Source organism: Rubrivivax rivuli, from assembly GCF_004016505.1.
GTDB lineage: Bacteria > Pseudomonadota > Gammaproteobacteria > Burkholderiales > Burkholderiaceae_C > Rubrivivax > Rubrivivax rivuli.
Window position 1 is genome coordinate 58,663 of record NZ_SACR01000007.1, and the last position, 26,327, is coordinate 84,989.

Sequence of the window (26,327 nt, forward strand, 5' to 3'; positions counted from 1 at the left end):
GGCCTCAGGTTTTGGGCAGGTAGAGGCGGTCGGTGTAGGTGGCCAGCCACTGCGGCCTGAAGGCGACGAAGACGGCCACCAGCATGCCGGTGATGAAGGCGTCGCCGAAGGCCGCCAGCACCCGCGCCAGCACCACGTCTTCCACCGCCAGGGTGGGCGGCACGCCCTGCACCCAGGCCGAGAGGGCGCCGGCCGCGCCCACGGCCAGGGCCGTGGCAAGGAAGCCGCGGCCCAGGATGTAGATGAACAGGTGCTTGGGCAGCCAGCGCCGCAAGGCCGCGCCCAGAGCGAGTGCCAGCGTCATCGGCACCAGGCCCAGCCACACCAGGCGTTGCAGCGCATCGGCCGCGCTGGCGTCGGCCAGGCCCATCACGGCCCCGGCCACGGGCAGCAGCATCAGCACCGCCATGGGCCAGCCCAGCATCAGCAGCAGCAGGCACGTGCCGGCCAGCGGCTGCATCACGGGCTGGGCCGAGAGCAGGTCCACGCTCCACAGCACCGGCAGCAGCACCCACCAGGCCAGCGCCGGCCAGGGCGGCGCGGCCGGCAGGGCGCGCCATGGGCGCAGCGCCAGTGCCAGCACCACCGCCAGCAAGGCCAGACCCAGATGCACCCATGGCAGCAGCCCCATCGCCCCATGCTAGCCGCCGACCCTAGAATGTTCTTTGATTGACGTTAACGTCAATGCACCGCGTGCCTACCCGGCGCGCGCTTGCATGCCGGCCCACCGCAGGCCGCCCCCCGAGCAGGAGACCCGATGCCCGTCCTCACGTCCCAGCTGAACCCGCGTTCCGAGGCCTTCAAGGCCAGCGCGGGCTGGATGCAGCAGTTGCTGGCCGACCTGAACGCCAAGCTGGCGCAGGTGGCCCAGGGCGGCGGCGAGGCGGCGCGGGCCAAGCACACCGCGCGCGGCAAGCTGCTGCCGCGCGAGCGCGTGGAGATGCTGCTCGACCCCGACACGCCCTTCCTCGAGCTGGCACCGCTGGCGGCGCTGAACCTCTACGACAACGCCGCGCCTGGCGCCGGGCTCATTGCCGGCATCGGGCGCGTGAGCGGGGTGGAGTGCCTCATCGTCTGCAACGACGCCACCGTCAAGGGCGGCACCTACTACCCGATGACGGTGAAGAAGCACCTGCGGGCGCAGGAGGTGGCACAGCTGAACCGCCTGCCTTGCCTCTACCTCGTGGACAGCGGCGGCGCCAACCTGCCCAACCAGGACGAGGTCTTCCCCGACCGCGACCACTTCGGCCGCATCTTCTACAACCAGGCGCAGATGAGCGCCCAGGGCATCCCGCAGATCGCGGTGGTGATGGGCAGTTGCACGGCCGGCGGCGCCTATGTGCCGGCGATGAGCGACGAAGCCATCATCGTGAAGAACCAGGGCACCATCTTCCTGGGCGGCCCGCCGCTGGTGAAGGCCGCCACTGGCGAGGTGGTGAGCGCCGAAGACCTGGGCGGCGGCGACGTGCACACGCGCCTGAGCGGCGTGGCCGACCACCTGGCCGAGAGCGACCTGCACGCGCTGGCCATCGCCCGCGCCAGCGTGGCCAACCTGAACTGGCGCAAGCCCGAGCAACTGGCGCTGCGCCCGCCACGCCCGCCGGCCTTCGATGCCGCTGAACTTCACGGCGTGATCCCCACCGACCCGCGCAAACCCTTCGACGTGCGCGAGATCATCGCCCGCATCGTCGACGGCAGCGAGTTCGACGAGTTCAAGGCGCGCTACGGCGCCACGCTGGTGACGGGCTTCGCGCACATCGAGGGCATGCCCGTGGGCATCGTCGCCAACAACGGCATCCTCTTCGGCGAGAGCGCGCAGAAGGGCGCGCACTTCATCGAGCTGTGCTGCCAGCGCAAGATCCCGCTCGTCTTCCTGCAGAACATCACCGGCTTCATGGTCGGCCGCAAGGCCGAGAACGAAGGCATCGCCAAGCACGGCGCGAAGATGGTCACGGCGGTGGCCACGGCCACCGTGCCCAAGTTCACCGTCATCATCGGCGGCAGCTTCGGCGCCGGCAACTACGGGATGTGCGGCCGTGCCTACAGCCCGCGTTTCCTGTGGATGTGGCCGAACGCGCGCATCAGCGTGATGGGCGGCGAGCAGGCCGCTGGCGTGCTGGCCACCGTGCGGCGCGACGGCATCGAGGCCAAGGGCGGCACCTGGAGCGCCGAAGACGAGGCCGCCTTCAAGGCGCCCATCCAGCAGCAGTTCGAGCAGCAGGCCCACCCCTACTACGCCACCGCGCGGCTGTGGGATGACGGCATCATCGACCCCGCCGACACGCGCCGCGTGCTGGCACTCGGCCTGAGCGCGAGCCTGAACGCACCGATACCCGAGGCGCCGCGGTTCGGCGTCTTCCGCATGTGAAGCCGGGCGGCAGACCCGGTACGACGGCATGGCCACCCAAGGAGGTTCTCACATGACAACACAAGACGGCTGGTTGAAACGTTGGCGCGGCTTCGGCCTGCGCCTGGGCGCAGCGCTGTTCCTGGTGGCCGCACAAGGTGGCTGCCAGGTGGTGCTGGCGGGCACCTTGCTGGTGGCATGACGGGCACGCTGGACATCCGCCGCCCCTCGCCCTTCGTGGCCGAGGTGTGGCTGAACCGGCCCGAGGTGCGCAACGCCTTCAACGACGGCGTCATCGCCGAGCTGACGGCCGCCTTCCGCACGCTGGGGGCTGACGGCGCGCTGCGCGCCATCGTGCTGGGCGGCCACGGCAAGGCCTTCTGCGCCGGCGCCGACCTCTCGTGGATGCGCGCCATGGCCGACTACAGCTGGGCGCAGAACCACGCCGACGCCAGCGCGCTGGCGGAGATGCTGTGGACGGTCTACAGCTGCGCCGTGCCTGTGGTGGGCCGCATCCACGGTGACTGTTACGCCGGCGGCGTGGGCCTGGCCGCCGTGTGCGACGTGCTCATCGCCGCCGAAGGCGTGCACTTCTGCCTGAGCGAAGCCAAGCTTGGTCTGCTGCCGGCCACCATCGGCCCGTATGTCGTCAAGGCTCTGGGCGAACAGGCCTCGCGCCGTTACTTCACCACCGCCGAACGTTTCAGCGCGCAACGTGCGCTGGCGCTGGGTTTCGTGCACGAGGTGGTGGCGCCAGAGGCGCTCGACGCCCACGTGGCCGAAACCGTGGCCGCGCTGGTGGCCAATGGCCCGGCTGCGGTGCGCGCCTGCAAGCAACTGGTGAAGGACGTGGCTGGCCGCCCCCTGGATGCCGCGCTGCGCGACGACACCGCGCGCCGCATCGCCGACATCCGCGCCAGCGCCGAAGGACGTGAAGGCGTGCAGGCCTTCCTGAACAAGCGCGACCCGGCCTGGCGCGCGCCCGGCTGAGCCTCCGGCTCCCTACGCTGCGTCAGCCGCCGCCATGAACCCGCTGCCCGCGCTCGACCTCACCCAGCTGCTGGCCCTGGCCGCTGCGCTGGGCTGGGCCAGCGGCATGCGCCTGTACCTGGTGGTCTTTCTCACCGGTGCCGCCGGCTTCTTCGGTTGGGTGCCTTTGCCGCCGGGCCTGCAGCTGCTGCAGCACCCGCTGGTGCTGGGCACCAGCGGCCTGATGCTCACCGCCGAGTTCGTGGCCGACAAGGTGCCGGGCCTGGACTCGCTGTGGGATGCGCTGCACACCTTCATCCGCATTCCCGCCGGTGCGGCGCTGGCCGCGGGCGTGTTCGCCGGCCTGGGCCCCGAGTGGGGCAGTGCCTGGGCCCTCGCGGCTGCACTCGCCGGGGGCACGCTGGCGGCCACGGCCCACGCGGCCAAGGCCACCACGCGCGCAGCGGCCAACACGAGCCCCGAGCCCTTCTCCAACATCGGCCTGTCGCTGGCCGGTGATGCGGCCGTGCCCGGGCTGCTGTGGCTGGCCTGGGCCTACCCCGTGGCCGCACTCGGGGTGCTGGCGCTGGCCGTGGTGCTGGCGTTGGTGTTGATCGCCGTGCTGTTCAAGTTCCTGCGGCAGTTGCTGCGGCGGTTCACACCGGCCCGGCCCTCGGTGGCCTGAAGAAAGCCTGACGATGTTCAAGAAGATCCTGATCGCCAACCGCGGTGAGATTGCCTGCCGCGTCGCGGCCACTGCGCGCCGCCTGGGCGTGCGCACCGTGGCCGTCTACAGCGACGCCGATGCCGACGCGCGCCACGTGCACGCCTGCGACGAGGCCGTGCACGTCGGTGGCAACGCCCCGCGCGAGAGCTACCTGCAGTGGCAGCGCATCATCGACGCGGCGCTTTCCACCGGCGCCCAGGCCATCCACCCCGGCTACGGTTTCCTCAGCGAGAACGAAGACTTCGCCCAGGCCTGTGCCGCGGCCGGGCTGGTGTTCATCGGCCCGCCGGCCAGCGCCATCGCCGCCATGGGCAGCAAGAGCGCAGCCAAGGCGCTGATGGAGAAGGCCGGCGTGCCGCTGGTGCCGGGCTACCACGGTGACAACAACGAGCCGGCCTTCCTGGCCGAGCAGGCCGCGCTCATCGGCTACCCGGTGCTGATCAAGGCCAGCGCCGGCGGCGGCGGCAAGGGCATGCGGCGTGTCGACCGGCCTGAAGACTTCGAGGCCGCGCTTGCCAGCTGCCAGCGCGAGGCGCAGGCCAGCTTTGGCAACGCGCACGTGTTGGTGGAGCGCTACGTCACGCGGCCGCGGCACATCGAGATCCAGGTCTTCGGCGACACGCAGGGCCACGTCATCCACCTCGGCGAGCGCGATTGTTCGGTGCAGCGCCGCCATCAGAAGGTGCTGGAGGAAAGCCCGGCGCCGGGCCTGAGCGCCGCGCGCCGCGCCGAGATGGGGGCCGCGGCCGTGGCCGCCGCGAAGGCGGTGGGCTATGTGGGCGCGGGCACGGTGGAGTTCGTTGCCGAAGAGCTCGACGACGGTGACATCCGCGCCTATTTCATGGAGATGAACACGCGGCTGCAGGTCGAGCACCCGGTGACGGAAGCCGTCACGGGCCTGGATCTCGTGGAGTGGCAGCTGCGCATCGCCAGCGGCGAACCGCTGCCGCTGACGCAGGAACAGGTGCACCTGCGCGGCCACGCCATCGAAGCCCGCATCTGCGCCGAGAACCCCGACGCCGATTTCCTGCCCGCCACCGGCACGCTGCATGTCGCGCGCTGGCCGGCGCACGTGGCCTTCACGCGCAGCGAACAGCAGCCGCGCGTGGACAGCGGCATCCGCGAGGGCGATGCCATCAGCCCGCACTACGACAGCATGATCGCCAAGCTCATCGTGTGGGGCGAAACGCGCAAGCAGGCGCTGGCGCGGCTGGACGCGGCGCTGGCGCAGACGCACCTGATGGGCCCGGCCACCAACGTGGCCTTCCTGCGCCGCGTGGTGGGCACGCACGCCTTCGCGACGGCCGACCTCGACACCGCGCTGATCCAGCGTGAACGCGCGGCGCTGTTCGAAGCCCCGGCGATGGCCCCCGAGCTGGCCGCCGCCGCCGTGGCCGCGCACGTGCTGCAGGCCGAGGCGGCGCTGGAAGGCGCCGACCCCTGGTCGCGCCGCGACGGCTGGCGCCTGCACGGCGGTGCGGTGCGTGTGCTGCACCTGGAACTGGCGGGCCAGCCGCTGCCGCTGCGCATCGAGCGTGCGCACGTCGGCGGCGTGCAGCTGCGCGTGGGCACGGGCGCCGCGCCGCTGGCCTTCAGCGCACGCGCCCTGGGCGAAGGCCGGCACGAACTGCACCTGGCCGGCCGGCGCCTGACGGCCACCGTCTACGCTCATGGTGCGCCGCAAGACCGCCGCTACGCCGTCTTCACCGCCGAGGGCAGCGCGCTGCTGGCCGACCACGACCCGCTGGCCCAGGCCGGCGCCGGCGCTGGCGCCGAGGGCCGCCTGAGCGCGCCCATGCCGGGCAAGGTGGTGGGTTTCTTCGTGAAGGCCGGCGATGCCGTGCAGCGCGGCCAGGCCGTGGCCGTGATGGAGGCCATGAAGATGGAGCACACGCTCACCGCACCGCGCGACGGTGTGGTGGGCGAGCTGCTCTACGCCGTGGGCGACCAGGTGGCCGAGGGCGGCGAACTGCTGCGCCTGGCCCCCGCGGCGGGCTGAGGCCCAGGGCCGCTACTTGATGCTGTCGCGCAGGCGGCCGAACCAGCTGCGCGGCGGCTTGTCGGGCGGGGTGTCCAGCGTGCTCGCCGGGCTGCCCGTGGTGGCGCCGAACAGCGAGTTCAGGAAGCGCGAGGGGCTGAAGCCCGAGGTCTGGCCGGCGCGGGCGGCGTCTTCGGGGTCGACCGCCGCCAGCGCCTGGCGGAACTTGAACGCCAGCTGGGGCAGTTCGGTGCCCGGCAGGCCCTCGCAGACCAGCAGCACGTCACGCGCGTACAACGGCTCGCTCAGCATGCGCGCTGGTTCGATGCCCTGGCCCAGTTCCTGGACCAGCAGCGCATGGATGCGGGCAGCAACCTTCAGACAACGACGCGTGTTCATGGTGGTCATGGCAGTGTGCGCTGGACGACGGGGCGGCGCCATCCCCACGAAGGCCGAAGGCCGGCGCCATGCGGGCGGTGCCCGTGTAACCTGCTACGCCAGAAAAACAGGGAAATGAGCTCATGAGACCCACCGAAGTCACCCTGGTCGAAGTCGGCCCGCGCGACGGCCTGCAGAACGAGGCCCAGCCCGTCAGCGCCGCGCACAAGATCGAACTGGTGCACCGCCTGCAGGCCGCGGGCTGCCGCGAGATCGAGGTGACCAGCTTCGTCAGCCCGAAGTGGGTGCCGCAGATGGCCGACAACACCGAGGTGCTGGCCGGCCTTGCGCGCCAGCCGGGCGTGCGCTATTCGGTGCTCACGCCCAACATGAAGGGCCTGGAAGCCGCGCTGCCCACCCAGGTGCACGAGGTGGTGGTGTTCGGCGCCGCCAGCGAGGCCTTCAGCCAGAAGAACATCAACTGCAGCATCGAAGAAAGCATCGAGCGCTTCCGCCCTGTGGTGGCCGCGGCGCACGCGGCTGGGCTGAAGGTGCGCGCGGCCATCTCCTGCGCCCTGGGCTGCCCCTACCAGGGCGAGGTCTCGCCCGACGAGGTGGAGCGTGTGGTGTTGCTGATGAAGGCCATCGGCGTGGACCACTGCGGCGTGGCCGACACCATCGGCGTGGGCACGCCGCGCAAGGTGCAGGCGGCGCTGGAGCGCGCGCTGAAACACTACCCGCTGGCCGAGGTGAGCGGGCACTTCCACGATACCTATGGCCAGGCCTTGGCCAACATCCTGGCCAGCCTGGAACTGGGCGTGCACGTCTTCGACACCAGCATCGCCGGCCTGGGCGGCTGCCCCTATGCCAAGGGCGCCACCGGCAACGTGGCCACCGAAGACGTGGTCTACATGCTGCAGGGCATGGGCATCGCCACCGGGCACGACCTCGACGCACTGGTCGACGCTGGTGCCTACATCAGCGAGGTGCTGGGCCGGCCGAGCGCCTCTCGTGCGGGCAAGGCGCTGTTGACGCGGCGCCAGCGTGTGGCAACGGCGGCCGGGGCTGCGGCATGACCGAACGTCCCGAAGGATTCCAGCGCGTGGCCGCAGCACTGGCCCGGGCCGGCCACCCGCACCCGCCGCGTTGGCTGGACGTGGCGGCGCGCACAGCACAGGAGGCCGCCGACGTGCTGGGCGTGACGCTGGGCCAGATCGCCAAGAGCGTGATCTTCCGCCGCCAGAGCGACGGCGTGGCCGTGCTGGTGGTGACCTCGGGCGACCGGCGGGTGGACGAGAAGCGCGTCGCTGCCCAGGTCGGCCCGCTGGGCCGGGCCGACGCCGATTTCGTCAAGGCCACCACCGGTTTTTCTATCGGCGGCGTGGCGCCGCTGGCCCACCTGCAAGGGCCGGTGACGCTGATCGACCGCGAGCTCTTCCGCTTCGACGAAATCTGGGCCGCTGCCGGGCACCCCAACGGGGTGTTCCGCTGCGCGCCCGACGAACTGCTGCGCTTGACCGGGGCCCCGGTGGCCGATGTCGTCCAAACTGTGAGCACGCCATGACCGCCCCCGCCGCCTCGCCCTGCATCAACGTCTGCCAGATGGACGCCACCACCGGCTGGTGCGGGGGCTGCCTGCGCACGTTGGACGAGATCGCCCGCTGGTCGTCGCTGGACGAGACCCGCCGTCAGGCCGTGCTGGCCGCGCTGCCCGAGCGGCGCGTGGCCTGGCTGGCCAGCGGCCGCACCTTGCCCGCGCCGCAGCCGCCGCGCTCGCGGCCGCGTTGAACCTGAAGGGCCCGCCATGCACCGCATCGTCTTCCATTTCGATGTCCTCTCACCTTTCGCCTGGCTGGCCTTCCAGCGCCTGCCGCAGGTGCTGGAGGGCCTGAGTCACGAGGTCGAGTACCGCCCGCTGCTCTTGGCCGGCCTGCTGCAGCACTTCGGCCAGAAAGGCCCGGCCGAGGTGGAGCCCAAGCGCGCCTGGACCTTCCGCCACGTGCACTGGATGGCCGCGCAGCAGGGCGTGCCGCTGGTCACGCCGGCGCAGCACCCCTTCAACCCGCTGGCGCTGCAGCGCCTGGCCCTGGCCTGCGGGCCCAACCGGCGCGTGGTGGAAGCGCTGTTCCGCCATGTGTGGGCCGAAGGCGGCGATGCCAACGACCCTGCGCGCCTGGCCGCGCTGACCGAAGCCCTGGCCCCTGCGCGCGACCCGAACAGCGCCGAAGTGAAGGCCGAGTTGCGCACCAACACCGAGGCGGCGGCCGCGGCCGGCATCTTCGGCGTGCCGACGTTCGAGCACGAGGGGCGACTCTTCTGGGGCCTGGATGCGCTGCCCATGCTGCGCGACGCCTTGGCCGGCGGCGCTTGGTTCGAGGGCCCGGCGTGGCAGGCCGAAGGCGCGCCGCGCCCGGGCGTGCGCCGGGCTTGAGGCACCCGCGGCGCCGGCGCGCCGCCCCCCGCACGCACGATGGCGCGCCCCGCGCCCCGCGGCCTAGCATGCGGCTTCACCTTCCAGGAGCCCGCATGCCCGCCGACCCGAACCCGGTCTACCCCAGCCACCTCACCGTCAGCGTCGGTGTCAACGAGACCGTCAGCGTTGGCGGCAGCAGCGTGCGTTCGGTGGGGCGCGATGCCGTCAGCACCGTGCAGGGCCACCAGCAGGAGACCGTGGGCCGGAATTTCGTGCTCACCGCTGGCGACAGCCTCGTGCTGCGTTGCGGCGCCGCCAGCATCACGATGAAGAAGGACGGCAGCATCGTCATCAAGGGCGGCGACATCACGCTCGACGCCAGCGCCAGGATCAACGCCAAGAGCAGCGGCGACCTCGCCATCAAGGGCAGCAAGATCGGCAGCAACTGAAGCCCTGCGTCGGGCCGCGGCTGCGCAGCCGCGGCCTTTTTCTTTGGAGCGAGGGGCTGATTTCCAAGGGTTAACCCGCAGCGTTTTCGGCTTGCGGGGTCTTTCTGTCAGCGCGCGTTGGTTTCGCGTCAGAGCATGGTCAGTAGGCCTGCTCACAGTGGGGTCAAGCCTCCCCAGCGTCGGGTGGGGCTCTGCCAAGAACCGCAAGACCCCAAGGAGACCCCCATGGACGCCTCACTCGCCGAGCGCATCACAGCGCACCCCTCGTACCAGCAGCTTCGAGCCGATCGCACCCGCTTCGGCTGGTGGCTCACCGCCGCCATGATGCTGGTGTACTACGGCTTCATCATGCTGGTGGCCTTCAACAAGCCGCTGCTGGCCACGCGCCTGGGCGATGGCGTGATGACGCTGGGCATGCCGCTGGGCCTGGGCGTGATCGTCTTCACCATCGTGATCACCGGGCTGTACGTGCGCCGTGCCAATGGCGAGTACGACCGCCTGGCGGCCGAAGTCAACGCCTCGGTGCTGAAGTGAGGCCGGCCATGAAATCCTCCAACACCCTTCGCCAGGCCGCCTTGCTGGCCGTGCTGTTCGGCACCTCGGCCGCCGTGCTGGCCGCCGGGGCCGACCTGGGCCAGGCCACCAAGCAGGCCACCAACTGGACGGCCATCGGCATGTTCGGCGCCTTCGTCGCCTTCACGCTGTGGATCACCAAGTGGGCCGCCGCCAAGACGCGCAGCACGGCTGACTTCTACACGGCCGGCGGTGGCATCACCGGCTTCCAGAACGGCCTGGCCATCGCCGGCGACTACATGAGCGCGGCGTCCTTCCTGGGCATCAGCGCGGCGGTGATGGCCAGCGGATTCGACGGCCTGATCTACAGCATCGGCTTCCTGGTCGGCTGGCCCGTCGTCACCTTCCTGCTGGCCGAGCGCCTGCGCAACCTGGGTAAGTTCACCTTCGCCGACGTGGCGGCCTTCCGCTTCGAGCAGACGCCGGTGCGCGTGTTCGCCGCCAGCGGCACGCTGGTGGTGGTGGCCTTCTACCTCATCGCGCAGATGGTCGGTGCGGGCCAGCTCATCAAGCTGCTGTTCGGGCTGGAGTACTGGGTGGCGGTGGTGATCGTCGGCGCGCTGATGATGGTCTACGTGCTCTTCGGCGGCATGACGGCCACCACCTGGGTGCAGATCATCAAGGCCGTGATGCTGCTGGCCGGCGCCACCTTCATGGCCGGCGCGGTGCTGTGGCACTTCGGCTTCAGCCCCGAGGCCATGTTCGCCAAGGCCGTGGAGATCAAGACCGGCATCGCGCAGACCGCCGGCAAGAGCCCGGAAGACGCCGCCAAGGCCGGCTTCAGCATCATGGGCCCGGGCGGCTTCGTGAAAGATCCGATCAGCGCCATCAGCTTCGGCATGGCGCTGATGTTCGGCACCGCCGGCCTGCCGCACATCCTGATGCGCTTCTTCACCGTGCCGAATGCCAAGGAAGCGCGCAAGAGCGTGCTGTGGGCCACCACCTGGATCGGCTACTTCTACATCCTCACCTTCATCATCGGCTTCGGCGCCATCACCTTCGTGCTGACGAACCCGAGCTTCCTCGATGCCAAGGGTGGGCTGATCGGCGGCAGCAACATGGCCGCCATCCACCTGGCCAACGCGGTGGGCGGCAACGTGTTCCTGGGCTTCATCTCGGCGGTGGCCTTCGCCACCATCCTGGCGGTGGTGGCCGGCCTCACGCTCAGCGGCGCCAGCGCCGTGAGCCACGACCTCTACGCGACCGTCATCAAGAAGGGCAAGGCCAACGGCCGCGAGGAACTGCGCGTCTCGAAGATCACCACCGTGTGCCTGGGCGTCATCGCCGTGGTGCTGGGCATCGCCTTCGAGAAGCAGAACATCGCCTTCATGGTGAGCCTGGCCTTCGCCATCGCGGCCAGCGCCAACTTCCCCGTGCTCTTGATGAGCGTGCTGTGGAAGGGCTGCACCACGCGCGGCGCGGTGATCGGCGGCTTCCTGGGGCTGATCTCCAGCGTGGGCCTCACGGTGGTGTCGCCCGCGGTCTGGGAAGCGACGCTCGGCAACCCCAAGGGCAGCGCGCTGTTCCCGTACACCAGCCCGGCGCTCTTCAGCATGACCATCGGCTTCGTCGGCATCTGGCTGTTCAGCGTGCTGGACAACAGCAAGCGCGCCGCCAAGGACAAGGCCGGCTTCGCGATGCAGCAGCTGCGTTCGGAAACCGGCATCGGCGCCGCCGGGGCCAGCGGCCACTGAGGCCTGCGCACGGCGTGGCGCGGCCGGCCGAGCTGCCGCGCCTGCGCCGCGTTCGTGCTGCGCCTGGGCCGCAGTTTTGCGCCAGATCACACCCCATCGCAGGGGCCGCGGGCATGATGCCGCGGCCCCTGTCCCTTTTCTGCCTCGCCTTTCCTGGAGCCACCGGTGCCCGAAGCCCTCGCCAACCCAGCGCCGTCCGAACTGATCGGCCTGCTCACGGGCCGCGTGCGCGACGCTGGCCTGCGCAGGCCCTGCGACGTGGCCGGCACCGACAGCATCGTCAGCGTGTGCGCCGCGATGGCGCAGCACGGCCTGACGCACGCGCTGGTGCACGACACGCCGCCCGGCGGCGGCCCCGAGCGCCTGGGCATCTTCACCACCACCGACCTGCGCGATGCGCTGCTGCACCCGGTGCCGCCTTCGCAGCTGGCGGTGCGCGAGGTGGCGCGTTTCGAACTCGTGTCCATCGACGCCGAGGCCGATCTCTTCGAAGCCCTCTGGCTGATGGTGCGCCACCGCGTGCACCGCCTCGTGGTGCGCGACGGCGCACAGCCGCAGGCCCCGGTGCTGGGCGTGCTGGCCCAGCTGGACGTGGTCAGCCAGATGGCGCGGCACTCGCACACCGTGGCGCTGCAGATCGACGATGCCACCAGCGTGGCCGCACTGCAGGCGGCCGCGCAGCGCATCGACGAGACCGTGCGCCACCTGCTGGCCGGGGGCATCCGCGTGGAGCGCGTGGCGCGGCTGGTGGGCGAGCTGCACGCGCGCCTCTTCGCACGCCTGTGGGCGCTGCTGGCGCCGCCGTCGCTGGCCACCCGTGCCTGCCTGCTGGTGATGGGCAGCGAAGGGCGTGCCGAGCAGCTGTTGAAGACCGACCAGGACAACGCGCTGCTGCTGCCCGACGTGCTGCCCGAGGGGGTGACGCCCGAGGCCGTGAGCCGGCTCACGCAGGACTTCAGCGCCGCGCTGGCGCAGCTGGGCTACCCGCCGTGCCCGGGCGGTGTGATGCTGAGCCGCGCGCCCTGGTGCCAGCCGATCTCGGCGTTCAAGGCCACGCTGCAGCACTGGACGCATGGCGCCGCGCCCGAGGGGCCGCTGAACCTCGCGGTGTTCTTCGATGCCCGCTGCGTGGCGGGCGATGCCGGCCTGCTGCAGGCCGCGCGTGAGCATCTCGGCCGGCTGCTCACGGGGCGCGACACTTGGCTGGCGCGCTTCGCCGAGCCGGCCGACCGCTTCCACGAACCCAGCGCCTGGCTGGCGCAGCTGGCGCACCTGGCCCATCTCGCGCCCGACCCCGCCGCCCATCCCATCGACCTGAAGAAGCTCGGCCTCTTCCCGCTGGTGCACGGTGTGCGCGCGCTGTCGCTGCAGCACGGCCTGCAGGAACCCGGCACGGCCGCGCGCCTGCAGGCGCTGGCTGGGGCGGGCGTGCTCGACGCGGCCTTCGCGCGCGACCTCACCGAAGCCCTGCACCTGCTGATGGCCCTGCGCACGGCGCACCAGCTGCGGCAGCTGGATGCGGGCCACGCCGTGGGCGCCTTGCCCGACAACGCCGTGCACCCGGCCGAACTCTCGACCCTGGAGCGCCAGGCGCTGCAGGACGCGCTGGCCCTCGTGCGCCGCTGGCGCGACTGGCTGCGTTCGCATTTCCACCTCGATCGGCTGTGAGGCGCAGCGACCGCAGCCTGCTCGTCACCCGTGTGGCCGTGGCCGGCGCCGCGGCCGCGGTGCTGCTGCTCTTCACCGGCCTGAGCGCGCTGCTGCTGTGGGGCGGCCCCGGCTCGGAAGACCGCCCGGCGCTGCAGGCCGTGCCAGGGCTGCTGGCGACAAACGGCCCGTGGCTGGTGGCCGTGGCGCTGGGGGTGGTGCTGGCCGCCGCGGCCGCGGCCGGCCCGCTGCACCGCCGTTGGGTGGCCGCCCCCGCGCAACTGGCCGAGCAGGCCGAGGTGCTGCTGGGTCCCGAGGTGCAGCGCAACCTCACGCTGCCCGGGGCCGCGGCGCCCTTGCAGGCGCTGGCGGCGCACATCAACGCGCTGGCCGCGCAGCGCGATGCCCTGCGCGCCGACATCGCCGGCGAGGTGGCCAGCGCCAGCCGCCACATCGAGCAGGAGCGCCAGCGCCTGGCGGCGCTGATGAGCGAGCTGCCGCAGAGCGTGGTGGTCTGCACATTGGACGGCCGTGTGCTGCTGTACAACCGGCGCGCGCGCCTGCAGTTCCGCGCCTTGAGCGGCGCGCCCGGCGCCGCCGGTGGTGCCGAGCTGCTGGGCCTGGGGCGCAGCATCCACGCTGTCTTCGACCGCGAGCTCGTGGCGCACGCGCTGGCTTCGGTGCAGCAGCGCCTGCAGCGCGGGGCCGAGCAGCCGAGCGCGCAGTTCATCACCAGCACGCCCAGCGGGCAGTTGCTGCGCGTGCGCTTGTCGCCGGTGCGTGCGGTGGCAGAGAAGGCTGCGCGAGAAGCACCGCAGGGCCGCGCTGGGCCCGCCACGCTGGCGGGCTTCGTGCTGTTGCTCGACAACGTCACGCGCGAGTTCGAGGCCGATGCCGAGAACACCCGCTGGCCGCTCGAAGACATGCGCGGCAGCGACGTGCTGCAGGCGGCGCAGGCGCGCATCCAGGCCGGCGGGCGCCTGGCCTGCACGCTGGGGACGGTGGACGAAACGCTGTGGCTGCGTGTGGACAGCTACTCGCTGATGCTGGCGCTGGCCGGCCTGGCCGAGCGTGTGCACGAGGAACTGGGCTTGCGCCAGGTGCAGCTGCGCCTGCAGGAGCGGCCTGAGGGCGAAGGTGACAGCGGAGGGCCGCGCCGCGCCCAGCTCGATCTGCTCTGGACCGGCCCCGCCCTCAGCACCGAAACCGCGATGGGCTGGGAGCTCGATGCGCTGCCCCGCTCGGGCGCCGCCGCAGGCCCCGGCGGCCCGCCCAGCCTGAGCGTGCGCGAGGTCGTGCAGCGCCACGGCGGCAGCGTCTGGTTCGAGCGCGAACGCACGCGGCATGAGGCCTTCTTTCGCTTCGTGCTGCCCCTGGCCGCCGAGACGGCGCTGCTGGAAACCCTGGAAGCCGCAGACACCGGCGACGAAGGCCGCCCCGACTACCTGGGCTTCGACCTCTTCGCCGCCAGCCAGCACCAGCGTGCGCTGGACGACCGGCCCTTGGCCGAACTGAGCTACACCGTCTTCGACACCGAGACCACGGGCCTGGACCCGGCCACCGACGAGATCCTGCAGATCGGGGCCGTGCGCCTGCTCGCCGGTCGGCTGCTCAAGGGTGAAAGCTTCGACCAGCTGGTGCACCCGGGCCGCAGCATCCCCGCCGAGGGCATCGCCATCCACGGCATCACGCCAGCGATGGTGGCCGGTCAGCCGCCCATCACCACGGTGCTGCCGGCCTTCCACGCCTACGCGCGCGACACCGTGCTCGTGGCGCACAACGCCGCCTTCGATCTGCGCTTCTTCCAGATGAAGGAAGCCGCCACCGGCCTGCGTTTCGAGCAGCCGGTGCTCGACACCCTGCTGCTCTCGGCCGTGCTGCACCCCGCGCAGGCCTCGCACCGGCTGGAGGCCATTGCCGAGCGTTTCGGCGTCAGCGTGCAGGGCCGGCACACCGCGCTGGGCGACGCGCTGGTCACGGCCGAGATCTTCCGTCGCATGCTGCCGCTGCTGGCGCAGCAGGGCATCGTCACGCTCGGTCAGGCGCGGGCGGCGGCGCAGAAGACCTGGTACGCGCAGCTGCGGTACTGAGGCCACCGGCACCCGGCACGGCCGGCAGCCCCGAAAGCAGGGCTTCGATCTCTTCACGCGGGTAAGGTGCGTCTCTGCCTTCGCGGTGCAGCTTCACGTAGAAGTCGTCGACGACAGCGGCTGTCGGCGCGTGGCGGATGAGAAGGGCCGCGGCGCATGAAGGCAAGGCCGGCATCAGCCGGTGCGGGTCTTCTCCCTGCGCCACGGCCCGAACCAGTGCCATGCGTTCCTGCGCGCTGCCGGCTGCCGGCACGAAGGCCTGGACCAGCCAGGCCGTCCAGCGGGCCAGGACGTAGGCGCGGTCCAGGCTGGCGTGGTGGCGCAGGTAGCCCAACTCATCGGCCGAGAGCGCGAAGCTCTCGGACATCGCCAGCCCGAGATCGGCAAAGCAGAGCCCTTGCCCATCGGTCAGGATGTTGTCGAAGTGGGCGTCGCCGTGCAGCAAGCCCAGCGCATTCATACGGGGAACATCGACCGTCAAGCCGTGATCGACCATGGCGCACGCTGCCTCCAGCGCGTCCGGGCCCGCCGCCAGTTGTTGCTTCAGCCATGCCGACAGCGTCCAGGGCAGGCGCTCCATGAAGATCATGACGCTGGCCGAAGCCGCTGCCAGCGCCTGCAGGCGTCGGCCCATGGCCTCGGCCCCACCCCAGTGGCCGACAGCGGCCTCGATGTCGATCAACTCGCTGGGCAGCGGCCCGGCCCCCGCTGCCGCAGCGTCTTCCAGCACGCGCCAGTGGTGCATCAAGGGAAAACTCTCCAGCTGTTGCGCGAGCACCCAGCCCGTCGTCATGGTGTGGGCGGCCAGCTCGCGCCAGACCCCAAAGCCGACCGAGCCGACATTGCGCTGGCAAAACGTCGGCAGCCCAAAGAGGTTGGCCGTTGACAGCCGGTTTTCGGGGCGCCGCTCCAGGTCGGTCAGCCGCACACGCTTGACGAAGACCTGTTGGCCTTCCAGCGCCAGCGAAAACGTGGCGCCGCCGATGCCCGAGCCCAGGGGCTCGGCCCTGCTCATCAGCTGCGCCATCTGCGGCTCGCTCAGCCGTGCCAGTGTTTGTGAGAGCTGTGCATGCCGTGCCATGCGCTCGCTGTGGGTCATGCTGCAAGCCTGAAGCGCCGGATCGGGGGCGGCGCATGCAAACCAGCCTACACGATGTACCTCTTGACAAGGTGTACTAGTGAACCCGTACACTAGTCCACATGGACACCCCGATCCTGTTCCAGATCAACACCGGCTCCGCCGAGCCCATCTACCGCCAACTGATGGACCAGCTGCGCCGCCGGGTGGCCGCGGGGCAGTGGGTGGCGGGGCAGGAGCTGCCTTCGGTGCGTGACCTGGCGCTGCAGCTGGCCGTGCACCCGATGACCATCTCCAAGGCCTACAGCCTGCTGGAGCTGGAAGGCCTGCTGGAGCGCCGGCGCGGCCTGCCCATGGTGATTGCCGCCGGCCACGCCCGGCCCGCCGCCGCGCGCGACCGGCTGGAAAGCCTGCGCCCCGCGCTGGCGCGCGCCGCCGCCGAAGCGCGTGAACTCGACATCCCGAAAGCCCAGGCCCTGCGCCTCTTCGAGCGTCTGCTCGACGCCCCTGACACCGGAGCCCTCTGATGAACCTGAGCCCCTCGTCTTCCGCCGGCGCGGCCCCCACCGGGCTGCTGCTGCAGACCGCCACGCTGCCTGCCGCACCCGCCAGCGTGCAGATCAACGGCCTGCGCGTGGCCTACCGCGGCCAGCCGGTGCTGCAGGGCCTGGATTGGACGCTGCAGCCCGGCCAGGTGGTGGGCCTGCTGGGCCGCAACGGCGCCGGCAAGACCACGCTGCTGGAAGCCCTGCTGGGCCTGCGCGATGCGCAGGGCGGCAGCGTGCAGCTTTTCGGCGAGCCGGCATCGAAGCCCAGCGACGCGGTGCGCGCACGCATCGGCTACGTGCCGCAGAGCAACGACCTCTTCGGCGAGCTGCGCGCGCCGCAGCTGCTCGACTACTTCCGCGGCTTCTACCCGCGCTGGAACGGCGAGAAGGTGGCGCAGCTGCTGCGGCGCTGGGAGGTGCCGCTGGACCTGGACATCGCCCGCATGAGCGGCGGCCAGCAGCAGCGCCTGTCCATCATCCGCGCGCTGGCGCACGAGCCCGATCTGCTGGTGCTGGACGAACCCGTGGCCAGCCTCGACCCGCTGGTGCGCCGCGACTTCCTGCGTGAGCTGGTGGAACAGGTGCTCGACCGCGGCACCACGGTGGTCTTCAGCACGCACATCCTGTCGGACCTGGAGCGCGTGGCCTTCAATGTCGCCTTCCTGCGCGAAGGCCGCATCGTGCTGCAGGCGGCGCTGGACGAATTGCTGGAGACGAGCCAGATCGTGGTGGGCGCCGAAGCGCAGCTGGCGCTGCTGCCGGCTGCCGACGTGCTGGCCCGCCAGCCCGGCCGCTGGCTGGTGCGCCGGGCGGAGGGCGCCGCGCTGCCCGCCGGCCTGGTGGCCCAGCGCGCCAGCCTGGAAGACCTGTTCGAGGTGTTGACGTGAGCGCCGCCGCCCCGCGCCTGAACCCCTGGGCGCTGCACGCCTCGCTGCTGCGCCAGCCCTGGCAGGCGCGGCGCAACCGGCGCAGCTGGCTGTCGCTGTCGCTGGTGCCGGTGCTGGCGGTGGGCGTGGCCTTGGCCTTGAGCACCGCCTTGCGCCTGAAGGCTGGCGGCGTGCTGATGATGGGCGGGCTGGTGCTGCTGGTGATCTTGTGGCACCTGCAGGTCGACGGCCTGCTGCGGCAGAACCGCCATGTGCTGGCCCGGCTGGTGCCCGGCCATGCGCAGGCCTTGCAACTCAGCCTGCTGGTGCAAGGGCTGGCATTCACCGCCGTGGCCGTGCTGCTGATCAGCCTGGGCAGCAGCCCGCAGCTGCGCTGGCTGTGGCTGTGCCTGATGGTGGTGGTGATGCTGGCCTGGCTGGTGCGCGAGCCGCTGGGCTGGATCGCCTTCGGCCTGCTCTCGCCGCTGCTGGGCGAGCTGCCGCGCTGGACGCAGCAGCTCGCCGGCCTGCCCTGGGGCGCGCAGCTGCTGGGGCTGGGCAGCCTGGTGCTGCTGCTGGCCGCCTGCGCCGGCCAGGGCGGGGCCTGGCACTTGTGGTTCGACGGGCGCCACCGCCGCCTGCAGCGCTCCATCGACGCGCTGTCGCGCGGCGAAACCGTGGCCGCGGTGGACCAGGGCCGGCTGGGCCGCGCCGTCACGCGCTGCTTCGACTGGCCGCAGCGCGTGTGGCGCCGCCGGGTCATTGCGGCAGGCCCGCGGCTGCCGATGGGCACGCGGCTGGGGGTGGCCCTCGGCACGGGCGGCGCCATGCCTGCCTTGCTGTGGCTGGGCGTGTGCATCTTTGCCGTGCTGGGCTTGATGCTCTGGGCGCGGCAGGTGTCGTGGTCGATGCTGGCCGAGCCGGGGCGCCTGGGCATCTGCATCGGGCTGTTCTCGATGCTGGCCGGGGTCTTGAACGGCCGGCTCGAACGCCTGTGGGCGCGCCGCCGCGAGCAGGCCTTGATGCTGCTGCTGCCGGGCTGCCCGCGCGGCCCGGGCATGGCCGGGCTGGAGCAGCGCTGGCGCGCCCAGGCCGTGCTGCTCTGGGCCGGCCTCACGGCACTGGCGCTGGCCCTCACCCACCAGGGTGGCGCCGCGAGCCGCGACTTCGTGCTCTTCGTGGCGCTGCTCTGCCTGCCCTTGCCCTGGTTGGCGCAGTGGCGCGCCCGGCGGCTGCAGGCCAAGCCCAGCCCCTGGGTCTTCGGCCCCTGGCCCGCGCTGGCCGGCCTGGCCGGCGTGGGCGCGGTGCACCTGGGCCTCACGGCCGCCTGGAGCCTGGGCGCCGCACTGGCCGTGGCCGTGGGGGCGGAACTGTGTGTGCGGCGTGACCGGCGTCCGCCGCTGCCCTTGCCCGCGGGCCGCGCCGGCTGACGCGGAGGCGCGCCATGGTCGCCGCGTCCCTGAGCCCCGAACTGCAAGCCTGGGGCATCGCCGCGGTGTTCGCGGTGGTCTACCTCGGCATGTTCCTCGGCGGCCTGCCGCGGCTGAAGCTCGACCGCACCGGCGTGGCACTGCTGGGCGCCATTGCCGCCATCGCGCTCGCGGGCTGGAGCGTGGAAGAGGCTGCCCGCAGCGTGGACCTGCCCACGCTTGTGCTGCTCTTTGCCTTCATGGTGGTGTCGGCGCAGTTGCGCCTGGGCGGCTTCTACGGCGCCGTCACGCGGCGTGTGGGGGCGCTGCCGCTGAGCGAGGCCGGCCTGCTCGGCGCGCTGATCGCCGTGGCCGGCGTGCTCTCGGCGGTGTTCAGCAACGACGTGGTCTGCCTGGCCATGACACCCGTGGTGGCGCGCCTGTGCCTGCAGCGCCGCGCCGACCCCGTGCCCTTCCTCGTGGGCCTGGCCTGCGCGGCCAACATCGGCTCGGCGGCCACGCTCATCGGCAACCCGCAGAACATGCTGATCGGCTCGGTGCTGCAACTGCACTTCGCCGACTACGTGCGTGCCGCGCTGCCACCCGTGGCCGGCGCGCTGCTGCTGCTGTGGCTGTGGCTGGCGTATCGCCCCGGAGGCCCGGGCCGCAGCGCGGGCGGTGGCCCAGGCGTGCCCGAGGTGGTGCCTGTGGACGATGAGCCGGCCTACGACACCGTCCAGACCGCCAAGGGCCTGCTCGTGGCCGGCGCGTTGGTGCTGATCTTTCTCGTCACCGACTGGCCGCGCGAGGTGTGCGCGCTGGTCGGGGCCGGGGTGCTGCTGCTCAGCCGGCGCCTGCATTCGGCGCGGGTGCTGGGCTTCATCGACTGGCCGCTGCTGCTGCTCTTCATCGGCCTGTTCATCGTCAACCACGCCTTCGAAGGCACGGGGCTGGCTGCGCAGGCGGTGCAGGCCCTGGCGGCGCAGGGTGTGCATCTGCACGAGCCCGGGCCGCTCCTGGTGGTGGGGGTGCTCTTGTCCAACCTGGTGAGCAACGTGCCCGCGGTGATGCTGCTGCTGCCGCACCTGCAGGGTGAGCAGGCCGGCGTGATGCTGGCGCTGGTGAGCACCTTCGCCGGCAACCTGCTGCTGGTGGGCAGCATCGCCAACCTCATCGTGGCCGATCTGGCGAAGCAGCAAGGCATCGCCATCGGCTGGCGGCAGCACCTGCGCATCGGTCTGCCGGTGACGCTGATGAGCCTGGCACTGGCGATGGGCTGGTTGTCGTTGCGCCCATGAAAAAGGCCCCGCACCGCGGGGCCCCGTGTCGCAAGGGAGAACAGCCGGGCGCTCAGGCGCGCGGTGCCGGCGCGGCGGCCAGCAGCACCGGGCCTTGCTGGGCCAGCAGGCTGTTGGGCGCGGGCGCCACGGCCAGGCTGTCGATGCTGCCCATGAGCACCAGCGTCATCACGGCGGCCAGGCCCAGCGAGGCGGCGCGGTGGCCGATTTCGCGACGGCTGACGCCGAAAGTGAGCGGAGTGCTGGTGGTGTGACGGGCGGTGTTCATGAAGGGCTCCTTTGCGCTGTGGCGGGCACCGACGGGTGTGTCGATGGGTGCACTGTAGGCAGCGCCCCGGCGCGCGGCCACGCGCTTGCGACAGGTCGCAGGCGGCGTGCGCCGAGCGGCAGATGCCGGCGATGAACGGTGTCAGCCGCGCGCGTGCCAGGCCCGCAGCAGCGCGGCCTCGCGCGCTGGCGCCAGGCCCACGGCAGGGCGCGGCGGGCCGCCGGCGATGGGCTGCGGCCCGCCGCCGTGCTGCGCGGCCCAGGCCGCGGTGTCGGCAAAGGTCTGTGCCAGCGGCCGGCACTGCAGCCCCGTGGCCAGGGCGCGGCCGATGTCGGCGCGGTGCACGCCGCTGCTGACGGCGGGCAGCCACACGGGCAGGTCGCTCCAGGGCGCCACGCCCTGCGCAAGCACGAAGTCTTCGTCCACCCATTGCAGGCGCGCCTGCGGCGCCAGCGCAGCCTGCCCAGCCGCCAGGAAACCGGCCATGGTCAGGGGCTCTTCGGGCCCGGTGAGGTTGCAGGCGCCGCCGGTACAGGCCTCGGCCTGGTGCAGCAGCCACAGCGCGGCGTCGCGCGCGTCGATGCACTGCACCGGGCCCAGCGGGTCGCCGGGGGCCAGCATCTCGGTGTCGGGCTCGGTGGCCGCACGCGCCAGGCGCTCGGCCCACCAGGTGAATCGGCCGGTGGGGTCCCACGGGCCCACCAGCAGCCCCGGGCGGGCGATGAGCGCCCGCTCGCCGAAACCTTCCAGCGCCGCGTCTTCGCACAAGGCCTTCAGCGCGCCGTAGTTCGCGCCCGTGACGGCCTGCGCCTGCTCGGCGCCGGGCAAGGTGAGCCGCGGCGCGCTCTCGTCGGTGGCCAGGCCGTCGAAGCTGGCATAGACGCTGATGCTGGAGATCAGCTGGTACTGCCCCACGCGGTCGGCCAGCAGCGCCGCGGCCTGCGCCACCTGGCGCGGGAAGTAGGCGCTGGTGTCGATGGCGGCGTCCCAGGTGCCGCCTTCGCTCACGCGGCCCAAGGCGGCCGCGAAGGCCGCGGCATCGTCACGGTCGGCGATGCGGTGCTCGGCCTCGGGAAAGAGCTGCGCGTTGCTGCGGCCGCGGTGCAGCAGCGTGACCTCGTGACCGGCCTGCAGCGCCAGTTCTGCCAAGTGGCGGCCCAGGAAGCGGGTGCCGCCGAGGATGAGCAGGTTCATGGGGTATCTCCGTGGCATTCGGCCTGGGGCCCGGGTTCTATCATTTGTCGCATCCTGCGCCAGCAGTCGGGCCACGAGCCGGTGTCTTTCTTCGATGGGTGCAGTCGGATCAGCAGCAGAGGGCGCCGCCGCCCGGCCCGGGCAGGCTCCAGGCCGCCTGCCAGCGTCTGCAGTGGCCGCGCTGGCAGCGCTGCTGCCGGCCCTGCGCGACGCCTGCGGCGCGAACGCCGTGTGGTGGCAGGGCACCGGCTTCGCCGAAGGCGAACCGGGTGCCGTGATCGCTGCGCTCGGCCTGCCTGACGGCGCGCTCCTGCCCGGTGACGGCCATCCCGACAACAGCCAGCCCTTCGGCAGCGCGCCGTGGCTGCTGCGCCTGCAGCCCGCCGACCCCGGCGCCCCGCCCACCAGCCTGGGCCGCGAGCCCTGGAGCGAACCCCTCGGCCTGCGGGCCACCGGGGTGCTGCAGCCCGGCGGCCCGCAGCTGGCCCTCGCGGCACAGGTGGCGCAGGCCCTGATCGACGCCCACGCCCGCGCCGAAGCCTGGCGTCAGGAGGCCGTGCGCCGCGGCGATGCCGGCCGCGTCGCGTCTGACTGGCTCTGGGAAACCGACGCTGAGGGCCACATCGTGTGGATCAGCGAGCCCCTGCACCCGCTGACTGGCGAACCCACGCGCGCCGAGTTGGGCCGGCTGGTGAGCCAGGTCTACACGCCGCGCAGCGACGAGCACCGCGAGAGCTGGACGCGCTACCAGCAAAAGCGCGCCGCGCGCGAGCCCTTCCGCGACCTGCTGGTCGACCGCGACGTGCCGCGCGGCCGTCTCACGGTGTCGATCAGCGGCAACCCGCACTTCGACGAAGCCGGGCGTTTCTGCGGCTACCGCGGTGCCAACCGCGAGGTGACGGAAGAACTCGCGATACGCCGCGAGGCCAACCGTTCGCGCGAACTGCTGGAGCAGACCCTGGCCGGCCTGCCGGCCCGCGTGATGATCAGCGACGCCGAAGGCCGCGTTCTGCTGGCCAACGCCGCCTGGCGCGACAACATGGACGCCACGCTGCCGGCCGGTTGCAACACCTGGGCCGAGACAGTGGCGCATCACGTGGCGCAGGGTCACTACCCGGACGCGCTCGGCCGTGAGCAGGCCTTCCTGGCGTGGCGGCTGGGCCTGGTGAGCGAGGCCCCCGTGGCGCAGGAGCTGCGCTGGCGCGAGGGCTGGGCGCTGGTGGTCGACCGCCGCCTGGCCGATGGCAGCGTGGTGCACCTGTCCCTCGACATCACCGAGCGCAAGCGCGCCGAGCAGGCCCTGGTGGATGCCGAACTGCGCTGGCGCTTCGCGCTCGAAGGCGCGGGCGATGGCGTCTGGGACTGGGACGCCGCCACCGACCGCACCTACTTCAGCGAACGTTCGGCGCAGATGCTCGGCCTCACGCAGGCGCAGCTGGGCGCCGACTGGCGCAGCCGTCTGTCACTCATGCACCCCGACGACCGACCCCAGGTCATCGCCGCGCTGCATGCCCACGTGGAAGGCCGCAGCGAGCTCTACGAGGCCGTGAACCGCGTGCGCCATGCCGACGGGCACTACGTCTGGGTGCGCGACCGCGGCAAGGCCGTGCTGCGTGACGCCAACGGGCGGGCGCTGCGCATCGTGGGCACGCACAGCGACATCTCGCACGAGCGCGAGGCCGAGGCCGCTGCGCGCGAGCTGCGCGCCATCGAGCTGGCCAGCCGCAGCAAGAGCGAGTTCCTCTCGCGCGTGAGCCATGAAATGCGCACGCCGCTGAACGCGCTGCTGGGTTTTGCGCGCCTGCTGCAGCAGCAGGGCCGCTACCGGGACGACTACCTCCAGCACATGCTGGTGGCCGGCATGCACCTGCAGGACCTCATCAACGACGTGCTCGACGTGCAGCAGATCGAGCAGGGCCTGATGGCGCTGCAATGCCAGCCCGTCGAGCTGACGGCCCTGGTGGCCGAAGTGGTGGCGATGCTGCAGCCGCTGGCGCAGAGCCGCCAGGTGCAGCTCGGCCCGCCCCCCGGCGGCCCGGCCTGGGTGCTGGCCGATCCGCAGCGCCTGCGGCAGGTGCTGCTGAACCTGGGCTCCAACGCGATCAAGTACAACCGGCCGGGCGGCGGCGTGCGCTGGCTGCTGGCCGAGGCCCTGCAGGGCCGTGTGGCCGGCCACGAGCTGCACCTGCACGACGACGGCATGGGCATGAGCGCGCTGCAGCTGGCCCGCCTGTTCCAGCCCTTCGAGCGCCTGGGCCGGGAACGCACGGGCATCGAAGGCACCGGGCTGGGCCTGGTGATCGCGCTCAGGCTGGTCGAGGCCCAGGGCGGGCGCATCACCGTGCAGAGCCAGCCGGCCCAGGGCACCAAGGTGCAGCTGTGGCTGCCGGCCGCAGCGGCCCCAGGGCTGGGCACCCTGCCTGCGCAGGCGGCAGCCCCGGCGGGCGCGCCTGCGGCGGTGGCCGCGCTGGCTGACACGGCGCCGCGGCGTGTGCTGCTGGTGGAAGACGACCCGCTGAGCGCGCTGCTCTTCGGCGAGGCCTTGCGCGCGCACACCGGCCTGGCGTTGCGCGTGGCCGGCAATGGCGAGATGGCCCTGGCGGTCGCGGCGCAGTGGCAGCCCGAACTGCTGGTGATCGACGGCCACCTGCCCGATGCGAAAGGCCACGAGCTGCTGGCGCGCCTGCGCACCTTGCCAGGGCTGGAAGCGGTGCCGGCGGTGATGGCCACCGCCGACGCCATGCCCGCCGACCGCGAGGCCGCGCTGGCCCGCGGCTTCATCGCGCACTGGCCCAAGCCGCTGGACGTGCGCCACCTGCCGGCGCAGCTGAGCGCGCTGCTCGCGCGCTGAGCCGCCCTCAGCGCGCGAACAAGCCCTTGTGCTGCTCGCGCAGCAGGTTCTTCTGCACCTTGCCCATGGTGTTGCGCGGCAGCTCGGCCACCACGTACACCTGCTTGGGCACCTTGAAGTTGGCGATCTGCTGCTTCAGCGCGGCGCTGATGGCCCCGCCTTCGAGCGTGGCGCCGGGCTTGGCCACCACCACGGCCACCACGGCCTCGCCGAAATCGGGGTGGGGCACGCCGATCACCGCGCTCTCGGCCACGCCGGGCATGTCGTTCACGTAGCCCTCGATCTCCGCCGGGTAGACGTTGTAGCCGCCGCTGATGATCAGGTCCTTGCTGCGGCCGACGATGGTGACGTAACCCTCGGCGTCGATCTTGCCCACGTCGCCGGTCTTGAACCAGCCGTCGGCGGTGAACTCTTCCTTCGTCTTCTCGGGCATGCGCCAGTAGCCCTTGAAGACGTTGGGCCCGCGCACCTCGATGCCGCCGATCTCGCAGGCGGGCAGGGGCTGGCCCTGGTCGTCATGCACGCGCACGCCCACGCCGGGCAGCGGGCGGCCCACGGTGCCACCGCGGCGGGCGCTCTCGGGGCGGTAGGGGTTGCTGGTGAGCATCACGGTTTCGCTCATGCCGTAGCGCTCGAGGATGCTGTGGCCGGTGCGCTCCTGCCAGCTTCGGAAGGTCTCCAGCAGCAGCGGCGCCGATCCGCTCACGAACAGGCGCATGCCTTTGCAGGCCTCTGGCGTGAGGCCGGCCTCGCCCAGCAAGCGTACGTAGAGCGTGGGCACGCCCATGAACACGGTGGCCTGCGGCAGGCGCGCGGCCGTGGCACGCGGGTCGAAGCGGCTGAACCACACCATCTTCGCGCCGGCCAGCAGCGCGCCGTGGCTGGCCACGAAGAGGCCGTGCACGTGGAAGATGGGCAGCGCGTGGATCAGCACGTCGCTCTGTTGCCAGCCCCAGGCCTGGTGCAGCACCTGCGCGTTGCTCAGCAGGTTGCCGTGCGTGAGCATGGCGCCTTTGCTGCGCCCGGTGGTGCCGCTGGTGTAGAGGATGGCGGCCAGGTCGTCGGCCGCGCGCACGGCCGGCGTGTGCCGGTCGCTGTGGAAGGCCGCGCGGTCGAGCAGGGTGCCGGTGCGGTCGTCGTTGAGCGTGTAGACGTGTTTCGTGCCGGCCACGAAGGCGATCTTGCTGACCCAGCCGAAGTTCTTTCCCGCGCACACCACCACCGCCGGCTCGGCGTTGCCGATGAAGTACTCGATCTCGCTGGCCTGGTAGGCCGTGTTCAGCGGCAGGAACACGTGCCCGGCGCGCAGCACGGCCAGGTAGAGCATCAGCGCTTCGACGCTCTTCTCCGTCTGCACCGCGATGCGCGAGGCCGGCGGCAGCGCCAGGCTGTCGATCAGGTTGGCCAGCATGGCCGTGCCACGCTCCAGATCGCGCCAGGTGTAGAAGAGCGGCGTGGCCGTGTCGGCCGTCTCGATGGCCGTGGCGTCGAGATCGGCCGGGAAGGCCGCGCGCAGCGCGGCGAACAGGTTGTGGTTTTCTGCGCGCATG

Annotated in this window: 25 protein-coding genes; 19 read left to right on the top strand and 6 right to left on the bottom strand. The window is 71.9% G+C overall.

Annotation, left to right across the window (positions count from 1 at the left end):
- Positions 1–4: 4 nt before the first annotated feature.
- The gene (locus tag EOE66_RS20285) at positions 5–631 is read right to left on the bottom strand and encodes a hypothetical protein (protein WP_128230577.1); all 627 of its coding nucleotides are present in this window, start codon (positions 629–631) and stop codon (positions 5–7) included.
- Positions 632–757: 126 nt separating this feature from the next.
- Here EOE66_RS20285 and EOE66_RS20290 point away from each other — a divergent pair, with 126 nt between their 5' ends.
- Genes EOE66_RS20290 through EOE66_RS20305 form a run of 5 tightly spaced genes read left to right on the top strand, consistent with a single transcriptional unit; the run spans position 758 to position 6,042 of the window.
- Complete coding sequence (locus EOE66_RS20290) at positions 758–2,368, top strand: carboxyl transferase domain-containing protein (protein ID WP_128230578.1); 1,611 nt, start codon at positions 758–760, stop codon at positions 2,366–2,368.
- A 52-nt stretch (positions 2,369–2,420) separates the two neighbouring features.
- On the top strand, positions 2,421–2,549 hold the full coding sequence (locus EOE66_RS22310; RefSeq protein ID WP_259376403.1) for a hypothetical protein: 129 nt from the start codon (positions 2,421–2,423) through the stop codon (positions 2,547–2,549).
- A complete protein-coding gene (locus EOE66_RS20295) occupies positions 2,546–3,337 on the top strand; it encodes an enoyl-CoA hydratase/isomerase family protein (protein WP_128230579.1) in 792 nt (263 codons plus the stop codon). Before EOE66_RS22310 ends, EOE66_RS20295 begins: the two co-directional genes overlap by 4 nt.
- A gap of 34 nt (positions 3,338–3,371) precedes the next feature.
- Positions 3,372–4,001, top strand: coding sequence for a DUF4126 domain-containing protein (locus tag EOE66_RS20300; protein ID WP_128230580.1), 630 nt, complete (start codon positions 3,372–3,374; stop codon positions 3,999–4,001).
- Between the two features lie 13 nt (positions 4,002–4,014).
- On the top strand, positions 4,015–6,042 hold the full coding sequence (locus EOE66_RS20305) for an acetyl/propionyl/methylcrotonyl-CoA carboxylase subunit alpha (protein WP_128230581.1): 2,028 nt from the start codon (positions 4,015–4,017) through the stop codon (positions 6,040–6,042).
- A gap of 12 nt (positions 6,043–6,054) precedes the next feature.
- On the opposite strand, the gene EOE66_RS20310 is transcribed toward EOE66_RS20305, so the two are convergent.
- On the bottom strand, positions 6,055–6,420 hold the full coding sequence (locus EOE66_RS20310) for a hypothetical protein (protein WP_205702775.1): 366 nt from the start codon (positions 6,418–6,420) through the stop codon (positions 6,055–6,057).
- 122 nt (positions 6,421–6,542) lie between these two features.
- Here EOE66_RS20310 and EOE66_RS20315 point away from each other — a divergent pair, with 122 nt between their 5' ends.
- The 9 genes from EOE66_RS20315 (at position 6,543) to EOE66_RS20355 (ending at position 15,265) form a co-directional block, all read left to right on the top strand.
- Positions 6,543–7,475: a hydroxymethylglutaryl-CoA lyase gene (locus EOE66_RS20315; protein WP_128230583.1), complete on the top strand. Its 933-nt coding sequence runs from the start codon at positions 6,543–6,545 to the stop codon at positions 7,473–7,475.
- Entirely contained in the window at positions 7,472–7,963 is a 492-nt protein-coding gene (locus EOE66_RS20320) for a YbaK/EbsC family protein (protein ID WP_128230584.1), read from the top strand. The genes EOE66_RS20315 and EOE66_RS20320 overlap by 4 nt, the downstream gene beginning before the upstream one ends.
- Entirely contained in the window at positions 7,960–8,187 is a 228-nt protein-coding gene (locus EOE66_RS20325) for a DUF1289 domain-containing protein (RefSeq protein WP_128230585.1), read from the top strand. Before EOE66_RS20320 ends, EOE66_RS20325 begins: the two co-directional genes overlap by 4 nt.
- Positions 8,188–8,203: 16 nt before the next feature.
- The gene (locus tag EOE66_RS20330) at positions 8,204–8,830 is read left to right on the top strand and encodes a 2-hydroxychromene-2-carboxylate isomerase (protein ID WP_128230586.1); all 627 of its coding nucleotides are present in this window, start codon (positions 8,204–8,206) and stop codon (positions 8,828–8,830) included.
- A gap of 95 nt (positions 8,831–8,925) precedes the next feature.
- Positions 8,926–9,261 carry a hypothetical protein gene (locus tag EOE66_RS20335; RefSeq protein ID WP_128230587.1) on the top strand — a complete coding sequence of 112 codons (336 nt, stop codon included), beginning with the start codon at positions 8,926–8,928 and terminating at the stop codon, positions 9,259–9,261.
- A gap of 225 nt (positions 9,262–9,486) precedes the next feature.
- Positions 9,487–9,795 carry a DUF485 domain-containing protein gene (locus tag EOE66_RS20340; RefSeq protein ID WP_128230588.1) on the top strand — a complete coding sequence of 103 codons (309 nt, stop codon included), beginning with the start codon at positions 9,487–9,489 and terminating at the stop codon, positions 9,793–9,795.
- 8 nt (positions 9,796–9,803) lie between these two features.
- Positions 9,804–11,528 carry a cation acetate symporter gene (locus EOE66_RS20345; protein ID WP_128230589.1) on the top strand — a complete coding sequence of 575 codons (1,725 nt, stop codon included), beginning with the start codon at positions 9,804–9,806 and terminating at the stop codon, positions 11,526–11,528.
- Positions 11,529–11,693: 165 nt separating this feature from the next.
- Positions 11,694–13,196, top strand: coding sequence for a putative nucleotidyltransferase substrate binding domain-containing protein (locus tag EOE66_RS20350; RefSeq protein WP_245479122.1), 1,503 nt, complete (start codon positions 11,694–11,696; stop codon positions 13,194–13,196).
- Complete coding sequence (locus EOE66_RS20355) at positions 13,193–15,265, top strand: 3'-5' exonuclease (protein ID WP_128230590.1); 2,073 nt, start codon at positions 13,193–13,195, stop codon at positions 15,263–15,265. The genes EOE66_RS20350 and EOE66_RS20355 overlap by 4 nt, the downstream gene beginning before the upstream one ends.
- Here the strand turns inward: EOE66_RS20355 and EOE66_RS20360 are convergent.
- Positions 15,204–16,364: a BUD32 family EKC/KEOPS complex subunit gene (locus EOE66_RS20360; protein ID WP_205702776.1), complete on the bottom strand. Its 1,161-nt coding sequence runs from the start codon at positions 16,362–16,364 to the stop codon at positions 15,204–15,206. The genes EOE66_RS20355 and EOE66_RS20360 overlap by 62 nt on opposite strands.
- A gap of 101 nt (positions 16,365–16,465) precedes the next feature.
- Here EOE66_RS20360 and EOE66_RS20365 point away from each other — a divergent pair, with 101 nt between their 5' ends.
- The 4 genes from EOE66_RS20365 to EOE66_RS20380 are packed head-to-tail and all read left to right on the top strand — an operon-like array spanning position 16,466 to position 20,464.
- The gene (locus EOE66_RS20365) at positions 16,466–16,870 is read left to right on the top strand and encodes a GntR family transcriptional regulator (protein ID WP_205702777.1); all 405 of its coding nucleotides are present in this window, start codon (positions 16,466–16,468) and stop codon (positions 16,868–16,870) included.
- The gene (locus tag EOE66_RS20370) at positions 16,870–17,778 is read left to right on the top strand and encodes an ABC transporter ATP-binding protein (RefSeq protein ID WP_128230591.1); all 909 of its coding nucleotides are present in this window, start codon (positions 16,870–16,872) and stop codon (positions 17,776–17,778) included. Before EOE66_RS20365 ends, EOE66_RS20370 begins: the two co-directional genes overlap by 1 nt.
- Positions 17,775–19,187 carry a hypothetical protein gene (locus EOE66_RS20375; RefSeq protein WP_128230592.1) on the top strand — a complete coding sequence of 471 codons (1,413 nt, stop codon included), beginning with the start codon at positions 17,775–17,777 and terminating at the stop codon, positions 19,185–19,187. The genes EOE66_RS20370 and EOE66_RS20375 overlap by 4 nt, the downstream gene beginning before the upstream one ends.
- A 14-nt stretch (positions 19,188–19,201) precedes the next feature.
- Positions 19,202–20,464 (top strand): SLC13 family permease, encoded by a 1,263-nt coding sequence (locus tag EOE66_RS20380; RefSeq protein ID WP_128230593.1) that lies wholly within the window; start codon positions 19,202–19,204, stop codon positions 20,462–20,464.
- A 52-nt stretch (positions 20,465–20,516) separates the two neighbouring features.
- Here the strand turns inward: EOE66_RS20380 and EOE66_RS20385 are convergent, their stop codons facing one another.
- The gene (locus EOE66_RS20385; RefSeq protein ID WP_128230594.1) at positions 20,517–20,732 is read right to left on the bottom strand and encodes a hypothetical protein; all 216 of its coding nucleotides are present in this window, start codon (positions 20,730–20,732) and stop codon (positions 20,517–20,519) included.
- A 141-nt stretch (positions 20,733–20,873) separates the two neighbouring features.
- Positions 20,874–21,926, bottom strand: coding sequence for an NAD-dependent epimerase/dehydratase family protein (locus EOE66_RS20390; RefSeq protein ID WP_164885202.1), 1,053 nt, complete (start codon positions 21,924–21,926; stop codon positions 20,874–20,876).
- A 172-nt stretch (positions 21,927–22,098) separates the two neighbouring features.
- Here EOE66_RS20390 and EOE66_RS20395 point away from each other — a divergent pair, with 172 nt between their 5' ends.
- Complete coding sequence (locus tag EOE66_RS20395; RefSeq protein WP_128230596.1) at positions 22,099–24,777, top strand: PAS domain-containing hybrid sensor histidine kinase/response regulator; 2,679 nt, start codon at positions 22,099–22,101, stop codon at positions 24,775–24,777.
- Between the two features lie 7 nt (positions 24,778–24,784).
- Here the strand turns inward: EOE66_RS20395 and EOE66_RS20400 are convergent, their stop codons facing one another.
- Entirely contained in the window at positions 24,785–26,326 is a 1,542-nt protein-coding gene (locus EOE66_RS20400; protein WP_128230597.1) for a malonate--CoA ligase, read from the bottom strand.
- Position 26,327: the final 1 nt, after the last annotated feature.

Excerpts from the sequence above, each read along its gene's own strand:
- EOE66_RS20325 (WP_128230585.1), top strand. The coding sequence starts at position 7,960 with ATGACCGCCCCCGCCGCCTCGCCCTGCATCAACGTCTGCCAGATGGAC.
- EOE66_RS20360 (WP_205702776.1), bottom strand. The coding sequence starts at position 16,364 with ATGACCCACAGCGAGCGCATGGCACGGCATGCACAGCTCTCACAAACA.
- EOE66_RS20390 (WP_164885202.1), bottom strand. The coding sequence starts at position 21,926 with ATGAACCTGCTCATCCTCGGCGGCACCCGCTTCCTGGGCCGCCACTTG.
- EOE66_RS20400 (WP_128230597.1), bottom strand. The coding sequence starts at position 26,326 with ATGCGCGCAGAAAACCACAACCTGTTCGCCGCGCTGCGCGCGGCCTTC.
- EOE66_RS20290 (WP_128230578.1), top strand. The coding sequence starts at position 758 with ATGCCCGTCCTCACGTCCCAGCTGAACCCGCGTTCCGAGGCCTTCAAG.
- EOE66_RS20335 (WP_128230587.1), top strand. The coding sequence starts at position 8,926 with ATGCCCGCCGACCCGAACCCGGTCTACCCCAGCCACCTCACCGTCAGC.
- EOE66_RS20370 (WP_128230591.1), top strand. The coding sequence starts at position 16,870 with ATGAACCTGAGCCCCTCGTCTTCCGCCGGCGCGGCCCCCACCGGGCTG.
- EOE66_RS20300 (WP_128230580.1), top strand. The coding sequence starts at position 3,372 with ATGAACCCGCTGCCCGCGCTCGACCTCACCCAGCTGCTGGCCCTGGCC.
- EOE66_RS20320 (WP_128230584.1), top strand. The coding sequence starts at position 7,472 with ATGACCGAACGTCCCGAAGGATTCCAGCGCGTGGCCGCAGCACTGGCC.
- EOE66_RS20330 (WP_128230586.1), top strand. The coding sequence starts at position 8,204 with ATGCACCGCATCGTCTTCCATTTCGATGTCCTCTCACCTTTCGCCTGG.
- EOE66_RS20305 (WP_128230581.1), top strand. The coding sequence starts at position 4,015 with ATGTTCAAGAAGATCCTGATCGCCAACCGCGGTGAGATTGCCTGCCGC.
- EOE66_RS20365 (WP_205702777.1), top strand. The coding sequence starts at position 16,466 with ATGGACACCCCGATCCTGTTCCAGATCAACACCGGCTCCGCCGAGCCC.
- EOE66_RS20310 (WP_205702775.1), bottom strand. The coding sequence starts at position 6,420 with ATGAACACGCGTCGTTGTCTGAAGGTTGCTGCCCGCATCCATGCGCTG.
- EOE66_RS20385 (WP_128230594.1), bottom strand. The coding sequence starts at position 20,732 with ATGAACACCGCCCGTCACACCACCAGCACTCCGCTCACTTTCGGCGTC.
- EOE66_RS20345 (WP_128230589.1), top strand. The coding sequence starts at position 9,804 with ATGAAATCCTCCAACACCCTTCGCCAGGCCGCCTTGCTGGCCGTGCTG.
- EOE66_RS20340 (WP_128230588.1), top strand. The coding sequence starts at position 9,487 with ATGGACGCCTCACTCGCCGAGCGCATCACAGCGCACCCCTCGTACCAG.
- EOE66_RS22310 (WP_259376403.1), top strand. The coding sequence starts at position 2,421 with ATGACAACACAAGACGGCTGGTTGAAACGTTGGCGCGGCTTCGGCCTG.
- EOE66_RS20285 (WP_128230577.1), bottom strand. The coding sequence starts at position 631 with ATGGGGCTGCTGCCATGGGTGCATCTGGGTCTGGCCTTGCTGGCGGTG.
- EOE66_RS20380 (WP_128230593.1), top strand. The coding sequence starts at position 19,202 with ATGGTCGCCGCGTCCCTGAGCCCCGAACTGCAAGCCTGGGGCATCGCC.
- EOE66_RS20315 (WP_128230583.1), top strand. The coding sequence starts at position 6,543 with ATGAGACCCACCGAAGTCACCCTGGTCGAAGTCGGCCCGCGCGACGGC.
- EOE66_RS20295 (WP_128230579.1), top strand. The coding sequence starts at position 2,546 with ATGACGGGCACGCTGGACATCCGCCGCCCCTCGCCCTTCGTGGCCGAG.